The 12,849-nt window shown below is 56.8% G+C and carries 11 protein-coding genes; 10 read left to right on the top strand and 1 reads right to left on the bottom strand.

Annotation, left to right across the window (positions count from 1 at the left end):
• The first annotated feature begins 6 nt into the window (after positions 1–6).
• From BQ8794_RS24850 to BQ8794_RS24840, 3 genes are all read left to right on the top strand, one after another.
• Entirely contained in the window at positions 7–1,641 is a 1,635-nt protein-coding gene (locus BQ8794_RS24850) for a heparinase II/III family protein (RefSeq protein ID WP_077381245.1), read from the top strand.
• A gap of 115 nt (positions 1,642–1,756) precedes the next feature.
• Positions 1,757–3,028: a glycosyltransferase family 4 protein gene (locus BQ8794_RS24845; protein ID WP_077381244.1), complete on the top strand. Its 1,272-nt coding sequence runs from the start codon at positions 1,757–1,759 to the stop codon at positions 3,026–3,028.
• Positions 3,025–4,383: a nucleotide sugar dehydrogenase gene (locus BQ8794_RS24840; RefSeq protein WP_077381243.1), complete on the top strand. Its 1,359-nt coding sequence runs from the start codon at positions 3,025–3,027 to the stop codon at positions 4,381–4,383. Before BQ8794_RS24845 ends, BQ8794_RS24840 begins: the two co-directional genes overlap by 4 nt.
• Before the next feature lie 59 nt (positions 4,384–4,442).
• Here the strand turns inward: BQ8794_RS24840 and BQ8794_RS24835 are convergent, their stop codons facing one another.
• Complete coding sequence (locus BQ8794_RS24835) at positions 4,443–5,138, bottom strand: class I SAM-dependent methyltransferase (protein ID WP_077381242.1); 696 nt, start codon at positions 5,136–5,138, stop codon at positions 4,443–4,445.
• A gap of 1,171 nt (positions 5,139–6,309) precedes the next feature.
• Between BQ8794_RS24835 and BQ8794_RS24830 the strand changes: the two genes are divergently transcribed.
• From BQ8794_RS24830 to BQ8794_RS24800, 7 genes are all read left to right on the top strand, one after another.
• On the top strand, positions 6,310–7,488 hold the full coding sequence (locus tag BQ8794_RS24830; protein ID WP_077381241.1) for a CgeB family protein: 1,179 nt from the start codon (positions 6,310–6,312) through the stop codon (positions 7,486–7,488).
• Positions 7,489–7,582: 94 nt separating this feature from the next.
• Positions 7,583–8,404 carry an FkbM family methyltransferase gene (locus BQ8794_RS24825; RefSeq protein ID WP_077381240.1) on the top strand — a complete coding sequence of 274 codons (822 nt, stop codon included), beginning with the start codon at positions 7,583–7,585 and terminating at the stop codon, positions 8,402–8,404.
• A 19-nt stretch (positions 8,405–8,423) separates the two neighbouring features.
• Entirely contained in the window at positions 8,424–9,614 is a 1,191-nt protein-coding gene (locus tag BQ8794_RS24820) for a glycosyltransferase family 4 protein (protein ID WP_077381239.1), read from the top strand.
• Between the two features lie 34 nt (positions 9,615–9,648).
• Positions 9,649–10,011: a hypothetical protein gene (locus BQ8794_RS24815; protein ID WP_077381238.1), complete on the top strand. Its 363-nt coding sequence runs from the start codon at positions 9,649–9,651 to the stop codon at positions 10,009–10,011.
• Positions 10,012–10,332: 321 nt separating this feature from the next.
• The gene (locus tag BQ8794_RS24810; protein WP_077381237.1) at positions 10,333–10,848 is read left to right on the top strand and encodes a hypothetical protein; all 516 of its coding nucleotides are present in this window, start codon (positions 10,333–10,335) and stop codon (positions 10,846–10,848) included.
• 379 nt (positions 10,849–11,227) lie between these two features.
• Complete coding sequence (locus tag BQ8794_RS24805; protein WP_077381236.1) at positions 11,228–12,037, top strand: tyrosine-protein phosphatase; 810 nt, start codon at positions 11,228–11,230, stop codon at positions 12,035–12,037.
• Positions 12,037–12,816, top strand: coding sequence for a polysaccharide biosynthesis/export family protein (locus BQ8794_RS24800; protein WP_077381235.1), 780 nt, complete (start codon positions 12,037–12,039; stop codon positions 12,814–12,816). The genes BQ8794_RS24805 and BQ8794_RS24800 overlap by 1 nt, the downstream gene beginning before the upstream one ends.
• The last annotated feature ends 33 nt before the right edge of the window (positions 12,817–12,849 follow it).

Here is a 12,849-nt window from a genome sequence, read left to right as displayed (position 1 = left end):
CCGGCCATGGGTGGCATCGGACGCTATTTTCACACGTTAAAGCACTTGCGGCTGATCCAGATCTACGGTCGGGTGCTATTCCGGATGCACCATCCCAAACCCGATCTTGCACGGGCACCACAACTGCGCGCCCATGAAGGCAGCTTTGCCGAGCCAGCGCATCGGCGTCCAAGCATGACGGCACCAAACGAGTTCATTTTTCTCAATCGTCCAGGTTCATTGGCATTCGGCTGGGATGCACCGTGTCTGGCAAAGCTCTGGCGCTATAATCTGCATTATTTCGACGATCTTAGTGCTGTGGCAAGCGGAGAGCGAAAGGAGTGGCATAAGGCCCTCATCGAGCGCTGGATTGCTGGCAACCCGCCAAGCGCGGGTTCGGGGTGGGAGCCTTATCCCGTATCATTGCGCATCGTGAACTGGATTAAGTGGGCGCTTGCGGGCAACGACCTATCGCCTGCGGCGATCCACAGCCTGGCTGTGCAGGTGCGTTGGCTCACGAAACGCTTAGAGTACCATCTTCTTGGCAACCATCTTTTCGCCAACGCCAAGGCGCTGGTATTTGCCGGAGCCTTCTTTGAGGGCGCGGAAGCGAATGCCTGGCTTGAACGCGGCCTCTCGATTCTCGAGCGCGTGATCGACGAACAGATTCTGAGCGATGGGGGACATTTCGAGCTCAGCACCATGTACCACGCTTTGGCGCTGGAGGACGTTCTCGATCTCGTCAACATCACTCGCGCATTCAACGTCGGCGATGATGTCTCAAAAGAATTGGTATTGCGCGTTCCGGCGATGCGGCGTTGGCTTGCCGCAATGTGTCACCCTGACGGTGACATCGCATTCTTTAACGACGCGGCGAAGGGCATCGCGCCATTGCCGGCAGAATTGAACGCCTATGCCGAAAGATTGGGGTTTGGCGCAGTGCAGGACCCTGGTCGCGGCCTCGTTCGTCTCGATCGAAGCGGCTATGCGCGGTTTGCCGACGATCGCATGACGACGATCATCGATGTCGCGCGAATCGGACCTGACTATCTGCCCGGCCACGCGCATGCCGATACACTCTCCTTCGAGATGTCGCTCGATGGGCATCGTATCCTGGTCAATTCCGGCACTTCCGAATACGGCGCCGGCCCGGAACGGCTCAGGCAAAGGGGAACCCCCGCGCACAACACCGTTACGGTTGATAATGCTGACTCTTCGGAAGTGTGGGGGGGGTTTCGTGTCGCGCAACGCGCGAGGCCGATTGCGATCGATATCGTTGAAGCGGGTGCCTCTGTGAGCATTCGCGCCAGCCATGACGGATATCGCAGGCTCGCGGGTCGCCCGGTCCACGTCCGGCATTTCGAAGCCGGCACGGCACACCTCCGTATCAATGACAAGATCACGGGCCCCGTGCGGGAGGCGCAGGCACGCTATCACTTCGTGCCGGGGGTGGAGCTACGTCCCAATGGCGTCGGGGGGCAGGCGATCGTGAAGGGGCGATCAGTGCTCAACTGGGTGCTGGAAAAAGGCGAAGGAGATATCGTGTCCGCGACATACCACCCGGAGTTCGGTATATCTCAGCCTTCATTCTGCCTAGTCGTCAAGGCGGTTGAAAATTGCGCGATCATTCGTTTCGAGGGCATCCCTTTAAGCACCTCATAGTAAGAGGCATCAATAGTCGCGGGGTCTCGGCCGGCCGCGGTCATCCGCTTGAAGGTTTATCTTCAAGCCATCCACCGAACCGCATGATTTCCGTTTTCTCAACCGGAGAAGCGACTTGCATATTCTTTTCCTATCCGACAATTTCCCGCCCGAGGTGAACGCGCCCGCAAGCCGCACCTTCGAGCATTGCCGCGAATGGGTCGCAGCAGGGCATCAAGTGACCGTTGTCACGTGCGCGCCAAATTTTCCGCGGGGCAAGGTGTTCGGCGGATACAAGAACAGATTGTGGCAGACAGAGACCATGGAAGGCATCAAGGTGGTGCGCGTCTGGACCCTGATCTCGGCGAATGAAGGGTTTCTGTGGCGCACGCTCGACTATGTGAGTTTTCTGATCGCCGCGATCCTGGCTGCTCCGTTCACGCACAAGGCGGACGTGGTTGTGGCGACATCACCCCAATTCTTCACTGCCTTTGCAGGATATGTCGTCGGACTGTTGAAGCGTGCGCCCTTTGTCTTCGAACTGAGGGATCTCTGGCCGGAATCGATACGGGCCGTAGGTGCTCTGCGCGAGGGTAGATTGCTTTCGATGCTGGAACGTATCGAGATGTTCCTCTATCGTAAGGCAGCAGCAATCGTCTGCGTGACCCACTCGTTTCGTCGCATTCTCGCAGAGCGAGGAATCGACCCCGCAAAGGTTGAGATCGTGACCAACGGTGCGGATCTCGCCAATTTTCGACCACGCCCGAAAGACGCCGAACTGGAGGGCGAACTCGGACTTCAGGGAAAATTCGTCTGCGGCTACATCGGCACGCACGGCATGGCTCACGGTCTGCATACGCTTTTGGAGGCAGGTGCGAAAATCGCTGCACGAGGCGAAACCGAGCTATGCATCCTGATGCTCGGAGACGGAGCCTTAAAGACCCAGCTCAAAGTGCGGGCCGCTGAGCTTGGGCTTTCGAACGTCGTCTTTCTCGACACGGTGCCAAAGGCAGAGGTCGGCCGCTATTGGTCACTGCTCGATCTGTCGATCATTCATTTGAAGAAGGACAATCTGTTTCAGTCGGTCATTCCTTCCAAGATGTTTGAGTCAATGGCGATGGGCATTCCCATTATCATGGGAGTCAAGGGAGAGGCGGCCGATATCATCAACTTCACACAAACAGGCGTCGTGATAGAGCCGGAGGACGCGGAAGCGCTTGCCCTGGCTATCCTGCGTCTGCGCGATGATCCGCGGAATTATCGGCGTATGCATCAGAACTGCTCGATCGCAGCGGAGCGCTATTCACGACCCGCTCTGGCTGCGAACATGCTGGCAATCCTCGAATCCATTGCTAAGGCAAACGGTTCCCGCACCGCAACCGATCAACAGAGAGCAGATGGAAAATGAACATAAACAAGACGAAGCAAGGTGTTGGCATAGACGTTGGGGAAGCGCTGCGCCAAAAACTCCTGAATAAGTCGGCGACCGTCGGCGTGATCGGATTGGGCTATGTCGGCCTGCCCCTGGCAGCGGCGAGTGTCCGCGGCGGCTACCTTGTCCTTGGTTTTGACGTCGATCCGTCCAAGATCGCAACCTTGAACTCTGGAAAGTCCTACATCGATGCCGTCAGCTCCGTAGAACTGGCGGAGCATGTTAGGGGAAAGCGTATGCGCGCTACTGCCGATTTCGATGAGCTCACCTCGTGCGATGTGATCGTCATCTGCGTGCCTACGCCACTTTCGCGCTACCGTGAGCCCGACCTGCACTACGTGGAAGCGACGTCCCAAGCCATCGCCGAAAGGCTAAGGGAAGGACAGTTGGTGGTTCTGGAATCGACCACCTATCCCGGCACTACGGATGAGGTCGTGAAACCAATCCTCGAAGCGACAGGGCTGGTTTCAGGCAGCGATTTTTTCATCGGCTTCTCGCCGGAGCGCGAAGATCCGGGCAGCCTGCGCTTCTCGACGACGACCATCCCCAAGGTTGTTTCGGGAGACGGCGCGTTGGCGGCTGAAATCGTCGACACGTTCTACAGCGCAGTGGTAGAGAAGACCGTCCGCGTCTCTTCGCTCAAGGTCGCTGAGGCCACCAAGATCACTGAGAACGTGTTTAGGTCCGTGAACATCGCATTGGTCAATGAATTGAAGATCATCTACGACGCGATGGGAATCAACGTCTGGGAAGTCATCGACGCCGCGGCCACCAAGCCGTTCGGCTTCATGCCCTTCTATCCCGGGCCCGGCCTCGGCGGCCACTGTATCCCGATCGATCCGTTCTATCTCACCTGGAAGTCCCGCGGCTACGGGCTAAATACGAAGTTCATCGAACTGGCAGGCGAGATAAATTCGGCGATGCCCTCGTATGTCATTGCGCGCCTTGAGCTCGAACTCGACAAGCGGCTCGGCAAGTCGCTGAGCCGTTCCAAGCTGCTGCTGATAGGCCTCGCTTACAAGAAGAATGTCTCCGACATCCGTGAAAGCCCATCGCTTGAGATCATGGAGGCGCTCCTAAAACGCGGTGCAGATGTCGCCTATCACGACCCACATGTCGCTGAGATTCCTCCGACACGAGAGCACGCATCTCTCGTCGGAATGTGTTCCGTGGATGTGGACCACGCCGAAGCTGTAGATGCCGTCTTGATCATTACAGATCACGACGCAATTGACTTCGGACGGATCAGCCAGTCAGCTCAGCTCATCATCGACACGAGAAACGTCATGGCCCGAAAGGGATTCAGCGGCGAAACCGTCGTTCGCGCCTGAGCGAAGCGACAGATGCGGCTCCCACCGTGATCGAAGTGGGCTTACTCGAGCGGCGCGTCCTATGTCGTGAGCGATTCCGGCTTTACAGCCTCGATATACATCGACATCAACTCGCGACCGGGCGCGTCATGATCAAGTGCAAGCTCAGGGCCAGCCCTGCTTTCACGATAAGAACATTTCTCGATACTTATGAAGCCGGCGCGCTCGAGCAACATCTTGAACGTCTCGAAATCATACAGGAATTGATGAAAGTCGTTGAAGCGAAACAGCAGATTCACTGATTCAGCCATGGTCGACAGTGTGATCCCGCTTTCGGTGAAGTAGCGCTGGTCACGATTCAGATAGGCTTTGGCGAGGCCCTCCATGTCGTGCATCACGAGACGCACCCGGCCGCCTGGCTCAAGCACGCGGAAGCTTTCCTTAAGGAAGTTGCCGATCGCGATTGGAAACTGCAAGTGGTCACAGAAGTGTTCGCAGAAAATGTGCTGCACGCAGTTGTCAGGCAATGGAATGCGCCGCCGAAGATCCATCCGGATATCAGCCTGTGCGATAACGTCGACGTTGACCCATCGCGCGCGCGGGACGACGCCGCTGGCGAAATTGAGCTTCAAATGGCGTTGTTTGGCGAGTTCAGAAAGCTTACGCCTCTGTTTTAGAGAGAGCTTCCCGAGAACATGTGCAAATAGGCCTTCCGCCTCATACTTCACCAGGCGGAGAATGCGGATCAAATCCGGGTTTCGTCTCAACCAGTTCATGTGGTCGGGTCATCTCCGGAAGCGTTGCCGCGCGATCGGTAGGCGCACCGAAACATGCAAGGAAGAGCGGCAGCCCAAATTGGCAGTCGCTGTGATCTAACCTAACTCAAACGCCAAAGCCACTACAAATACGCGGGGTGCGCAAGGCCCCTGATTATCATTGCGCGAGGGTGTAGCCGGCTTCTTCGCGGTCATATCGCATTGACAGTCGCGTCGATGGTGACGACGGTATATCTAGATTGGCATTACGTCGAGCAAGGCCGGGATAAACGCGCCGCTAAGAACGAGGCCAGTTGAACGGGACCTTAGAGTCTTAATTCGCGCCTGAGCGGCGCAGACGACAATAAGCTGATCCGTTTGTGTGGCGGAGCGCGCCATTGGCAAAGGCGGCACCAACGTGGCAGAGCGAGCGAGCTTCCTTTCGCCCAACAAGACGATATTGAGGAAGCTTTCCGCCTGGCGAGCAACGCAAGAAGCGACAGCAACAGGATTCCGATGAGCGGAAAATCCGTCTACCGGCCTGGCGCTGTCTGACTAGGCACTTGAAACACTTTTAAATTCCCGTCCCCTAATCCAATCCATCCGAGGCCGTAGTGTCACTGCCCCATCCCAGCGCCGGCACCGATGCCTTCTCCGAGCGCTGATACCGCTCAAACTCCGTCAAGAACCGGCCGGCCCGATCTTGCGAAGCCTTGGTCATGGCACTTACCCACGGGAATCGATGATCGCAACGTCAGGACGCTATCCGCTGGCTGCAAGTTCGATCCATTGAGATTAAGCGACGAGTTGAGTGAGGCGCGGGGCAAGGTCATTGCTAAAACGCGTCCGTGGATCCAACACACGACTCGGACGATTCTCGGCAAATTCCGCTGAGCGAAAAAGCACAGGCTCATGACTCACATTTGCGCTGGGGTTTGTCCGGATGAGCTGGATCGGACCCATCCAGAAGCGGTAGTGCTCGCAGCGGTATAAAGGCGAGCTGCCGCTCCATCGTCAAATTCTGAGGTGCGGCGTAATCGGTTGGGCTCAGGTCAATCAAGCGCACGTTGCGGGTTGACGACGTGCCCAAGAATCTGCACTACGACTTCTTCTACATCACCGTCGCTTAACCTGTTTATCATAGTCAGGACCATCAAGACCCGTTCTGACTGGCTTTGGAGCTCAATAGCGCTTGGCCGACATACTGAAGCAAGTTGTTGTGCCGGACCTGGCAAATCCGATCTCGTCGTCTCAGCGAACTGACAGCACGCGCACCAAGTGCATGCTGTTTGGCGGCAATTTCTGGACAGGATCGACCGACCAAGGCCTTCGCGATGGGTTTCGTGAGACGGGCTGGCTTGTTCAGGATGTCGATTACGGCTACATCGTCGGTGGACCCGTGCAGTCGCGACTCTCCAAGGTGGTCAGCCGCGTCTCATTTCGGGCGCGCATCAGGGACTATCATCGGCGGCTGATCGAGGATTGCGAAAGCCTGAAGCCCGATGTGCTGTTCACAGTCAAGGGATGGTCGCTGACGCCCGAGCTGCTCGCTCGGTTCAAAGGCATGGGCACCAAAATCATCTGCTTCTATCCCGACTTCCACTTCAATCATCAGGGCATCGACGTCCAATCCTTGAAACAATTCGATATGTTCGTGTCCAGCAAGTCATTTCATATGGCCTATCTTACGGAACTCGGGATGGGAGATCGGGCCCACTTCGTTCCACATGGCTATTGTAGCGCTGCGCACCTCCCACTGTCGCGAGAGATACGGGAACAGGACTATGATGCCGATATCGGCTATATCGGTAACCACTCTCCCGCTAAGCAGCGATGGCTGGTCGGCCTGAAGCATGCGGCACCAGAGCTCGACATCAAGATCATGGGCCACCGATGGGAGAGTGAACTCTCCGGCGCGGATCGCGATCTGGTCAAAGCCGGCATTCCGATGTCGTTGCGCTACAGCGACGCCATCCAGAAGGCGCGGATCAACGTTGCCGTTCATCTCGGGCGGACCGCGGGGTCTGGCGAATGGGAAGATCTTGTTTCAACCCGGTCATTCGAAATCCCGGCTTGCGGCGGTTTCATGCTGCATGTCGACAACCCGGAGATACGTGAATATTTCACGCCGGGGCGTGAGATCGACGTATTCTCCACAGTCGAGGAACTTGCCGACAAGTGCCGGTTTTACCTTCATCGGCCGGAATTGCGCCGGGAGATGATTGGACGGGCATATCAACGCTGTGTGCCGGCCTATTCCTACGCGAGGCGCGCTGCCGAGATTTCGGACTTGATAGAACACGCATTTCCGCTGGGACCGAAGGCGAGCACCGAAACCGACCAACGCGGCATTGCCATCAGGGAATTCTAGATTGGGTATTATACACAGCTTCCGCACGACCGCACGATTCCTCAACACTCACCCGCTCTCCCGTCGCAGCCGTACGGCGGCCTGGTCACGCTATTTGCGCTGGCAGATCGGCGCACGCTTGCTTGGACAGCCGGTCATCATGCCATTTGCCAATGGCGCACGGTTCATAGCTGAGCCCGGCGCCGTAGGGCTGACGGGCAACATCTATTGCGGCCTGCATGAGTTCCACGACATGGCGTTTCTGCTGCATTTCCTGCGCTCTGGAGACGTGTTCTATGATGTCGGCGCCAATGTTGGTTCCTACACGCTGCTGGCTTCGGCAGCCGCCGGCGCCAAGACCATCTGTTTCGAGCCGATTCCGTCGACATTTGCGAAGCTGATCGCAAACGTCAGGGTCAACAATGCGGAAGGCCTGGTGAACGCGCAGAATATCGGCGTGGGCAATCGCGACGAGACTAAATACTTCACCAGCAATCTCGACACTGTCAATCGCGTGGCGCTTGACACCGACAGCTCGGATGCCGGCCGGCTGGAGGTCAAAGTGCGGACACTTGACAGTTTCAGCGCGACGACCCCCCCGACCTTGATTAAGATTGATGTCGAGGGCTTTGAAACCGAAGTGCTCGATGGGGCACGGCAGACGCTTTCGCATCCGGAACTAAGGGGTATGATCGTCGAGTTGAACGAGGGCGGCAAGACCTTTGGTCACGACAATGCTGACATCGAAGCTTTCATTCGCGAACGTGGCTTTGCACCCTATTCATACGATCCGTTCACGCGGAAGCTCACCCCCTATATAGAGGCGCGTGCGCAAGATGCCGTTGCCGACAACAAGCTGTTTCTTCGGGACGTAAATTTCGTCTCGGAACGTGTGTCCCAAGCGGCTGCAATCTCGGTGGTCGGGTTTCATATATAATTAGCCGGTCGAAATACTGATGCGCGTCGCTATTGTTGCTTCTCATCCAATTCAGCATTTTGTGCCCTTTTATCGAGCAATCGCACAGATTGAGGGTATCGACTCCAAGGTCATGTTTTGTTCAACCGCAGGGCTGAAGCCTTACTACGATACTGTTATGGGAACAGAAATCTCCTGGGCCATGGATCTCACCTCGGGTTATGCACACGAGTTTCTTCCCGAGGCGGACCGAATGCGGGAATCGGGTCGATCTCATGTCCGCAACCCGAGCGTATTCGCCGCGCTGTCGCGATTTAGGCCGGATGCAGTTGTGCTTTACGGCTATGCGCAACCGACACAGAGGTTTGCGTTGCTCTGGTCGAAGCTGCATCACAAACCATCGCTGATGATCTCGGATAGTTTCGACAGCCCGCGTCCGGCCTCCGTGTCGCAGACACTGCGCCGCGGCTTGCTGAGGGTCGCTTTCAAAGCATATTCGAGAATGCTGACCGTCGGAGACAGGAGCGAAGCCATGTATCGCTCCTATGGTGTGCCTAGCGACAAGCTTTTCCGCACGCCATTCACGATTGACGAGCAAGCGCATCTGGCCGCAAGAGAGGGTCGGAAGGCGGCGAACTCGAAGCTGCGCACGCAGTGGGGTGTCTCTCAGGATGCCGTATGTTTCCTTGCAGTCGGCAAACTGACGGAACGCAAGCGGCCTATGATAATTATCGATGCGTTGAAGGCCGCGCTGGCACAAAGACCAGACTTGCAGGGGAGGCTGTCTGTGGTTGTTGCTGGCAACGGCGATCAACACGACGCGATTGCCAAAATCGCGTCAAACAACAAACTTCCTGTCACATTGGCTGGTTTCGTCAATGTCGACAGGTTGCCGGAGTTCTATGCAGCGGCTGACGTTCTTGTGCACGCTGCCGGCTATGATCCGCATCCACTGACTTTGTCAGAGGCAGCAGCAGTTGGACTGCCGCTGCTGGTGTCTGACTCCGTAGGTGCTATTGGGCCAACAGACATCGCCCAGCCAGGGCGCAATACACTTCCCTTCGCAGCCGGCGACAGTACGGACCTGGCAGAGAAAATGATACGCTTGGTCGATGACGCGGATTTGCGCCGAGAGATGAGTGAGGCTTCGATGACTATCTTCGATACCGGCCAGAACACGGCTGCGTCCGTGCGCGGGCTACGGGCAGCGCTAAAGTCCCTGACGCGCTGACGCATAGAATATTCAGACGAAGAAAGTGCCTCGCTTGTCGGTTCGATCGGGCAAACGGCTAGCACCTCTCTCAAAGATCGAAGTCTACGATCTCCGCGTCGCCGGCCGCAAAATTGTGCTATGCGGCGTGGCGTTTACCAAGCCTCAATCCCTGCGTGCCATCGTAACGGACGCGGCGCGCCGGGACTACCAAGGGCTCGCCCTGACCTGCAAGCCGGTCGGCAAGGGGACGCCTTGCGACGGCAATATCGCCTCAAAGCTTGGTGATGCCATCGTTGTGCAATGCCTCACGCCCGATGGCGCGGATTTGGCCGCCAAACTTGCCGAGAATGGCATCTTGTGCGGACAGCCGGCGCAAGCAGGTTCGACCTACAAATCCTGCTTGTCAGGTTCGTAGTTCACAGCTTAGCCAAGTGCCTGTCATAAAACGAAAGACAGAATGTGCGATCGCCGACGTTAAACAGACTCGACCATAGTTCGTCTACCAAGAATCGCTGCGATGGCGGCCATTAAGGCCATGAAATAAACTTGCCTTTGCACGAAACATTAGATTCAAATCTGCCAAGTGAGTGTGTCCAATGAAACACAGCAGAAACCAAAAAATCATCTCGCATAAGCGCAGCAGGTTGGAATCAACGCAAAAAGCTGTTACGCGCTTGTTCAATATCTCGGTGCCTGGGCGGGCCGAGGTGCGGCGGGACAAAAAGGATCGAAACGAATGAACCTCACTGTAAAAGTTGCGTTGGCCGGATTTGTCGCCTCGATCGGTTTCGGCCCGGTTTCGTCGTTCGCTCAGGATGCGTCTTGCACCTGTACGACTCCCTACCAGGCAGCTGCGAATTCGATTGGTTCCATCGGGCGCGCCAATGGCGACGTCATGGTTTCGCAGGCCGCTGGCTATGGTCCTGCCAAGGCGGGAAATGCTCTGGATTTCGGCAGCCGCATAGTGGTCGGTGCCAAGGGGGCGGCCTCCGTTAATGTTGGTGGCTGCAACCTGGATGTGCCGGCGAATTCAAGCCTCGACATTTCCCGTATCGAGAACAACATCTGCCTGAAAGTTGTGGGCTCCGAGCAGACGGCTGCCGCCGTTAGTTCTGAGCATACGGGTCAGATTCCCCCGGGCGGCAACCGGTCCAACACCCCGCTCTTTATTTTTGGGGGCATGGCCGGTGCGGCCGGTATTCTTGCTGCAACGCAGGATGACGGCGACGACGGTGGCGCTGTCAGCCGTTAGGCGCGGTTAACACAATACAGCAGAGGCATGTGACTGCATCTGCTGTATTGTATTGCCGGTGCCTCCATGCCTTGGCCTTGGCGCGCCGGCTGGAGTCGGGATATTGATCGAATTCGTCAACCATACCGCTCTATCACTTGAGTTGGAGCTGGATGCGCTTCGGCCCAGGTGGATTCGTCTCACCCGGCCAGGTGGCGCTGTGACAGGTGGCGCGGCAACGCTGATCATTAGCTTGCACGCTGTCAGCGAATAGCTTGAGTCTGGCATCTACCGCATTGCATGAACTTGATGAATGCGTCATTCGCTATCGTGCGGGCGGTGCATTTACCTGTTGTTTGGGAGAAGTCGTTACGTTGCTTGGGTGCGGCCACAAACGTCAATGATCGACCTGCATTCCCATATCTTGCCTGGTCTTGACGACGGCTCGTCCAGTCTTGCCGAATCGCTGGAAATGGCGCGGCTGGCGGTGGCCGACGGAACGACCCATATGGCGTGTACACCGCATATCGTGCCTGGTATGTATGAAAACGGATCGGCAAATATTGCCCGAGCGGTTAAAGAGTTCGAGCAGGCGCTACGCCGCGCCGCAATACCGCTTGCTCTTTATGTTGGCGCCGACGTGCATATAGCGCCGGATCTTCCGGAGCAATTGGCGCTGGGTAGCGTGCCGACCTTGAACAGATCTCGTTATTTTCTTTTCGAACCGCCGCATCACGTTTTACCGCCAAGACTGGAAGATCTGGCTCTGCGCCTCATTAACGCCGGGTTCGTTCCGATTCTTACCCATCCTGAGCGGTTAACTTGGATCAAAGCAAATTACGATATTGTCGAGAGGTTGAATGCAATCGGCTGCCTTGTTCAGCTTACGGCAGACTCGATTGTTGGTGCTTTTGGACGCACGGCGCTTTACTATTCGGAAAAGCTGATTGACGAGGGCAGGGTGGATATAATCGCATCGGACACCCATGGCGCCACCCGCCGGCGTCCTGGGCTTTCGCAGGCCGTCGCCGCGGCGGCGAAGCGATGTGGGGAAGATGAGGCCCGCAACATGGTGTTGAAACGTCCAGGCGAAATATTGGCGAACCGGCCGCTCGAGCCGGTCGGAAAGGCACGCTCGAAAAAGCCAAGTCCCGGCAACGCCGGTCGCTTTGCAGGATTGGGTCGCTTGTTGAAGGGTGGGACAGCGTAATGGACGTTTTTCATTTCGCAAAAAGCCATACAGGGGCGATGATTGTCTTGCTCGCTTCGCTCTCTGCCTGCACGAGCACGTCGTCGACATCGTCTTCGCCGGCTGCCGTCGATGCGCTGCAACTGACGGCATCGTCGGCGCCGCTCTCGGGCGGTGGCGCCTTGCAGGTCGTAAAAGAGCTGCCTGCGCCGCAGAACACCCAGAACGGCAACGAGCAGCCTTTGTCGCCGAACGATGTGCTGGAGGTGAATGTGTTCCAGGTCGACAATCTGAACAGAACCGTGCAAGTCGACGCCGGCGGGCAAATTTCGCTTCCACTTATCGGGACCGTCACCGCGGCAGGGAAGACCGTTCGTCAGCTTGAGCAGGAAATCGAAACGGCCTACGGCACCAACTATTTGCAGTCGCCCGATGTATCGGTCTATATCAAGGAATCGATCGGACAGCGCGTTACCGTCGATGGCGAAGTCACCAGGGCCGGTATTTTTCCGGTGTCGAGCAATTCCTCCCTCATCGACGCGGTCGCCCTCGCCGGGGGGTTCAATGCCGTTGGCGATGCAAAAAAAGTGTTTGTCTACCGCAATATCGGCCCAAACACATTGGTCGCAAATTACGATGTGGAACAGATTCGCGCCGGCAAGAGCCGCAATCCACGCATCTATGGTGGCGACAAGATTGTCGTCTTCGCCTCGAAATCGAAAATTGCGATGAACAATCTCAAGGATGCTCTCGGAGTTGCATCAAGCGCAGCGAGACTTGCCGTAGTCCCCGGATTGTAAATCATGGCCGGTCAAAATTAAGCCCAGAGACAA

This window comes from Mesorhizobium prunaredense (assembly GCF_900156895.1).
Taxonomy (GTDB): Bacteria; Pseudomonadota; Alphaproteobacteria; order Rhizobiales; family Rhizobiaceae; genus Mesorhizobium; species Mesorhizobium prunaredense.
This window is presented reverse-complemented; position numbering and strand designations above follow the sequence as displayed.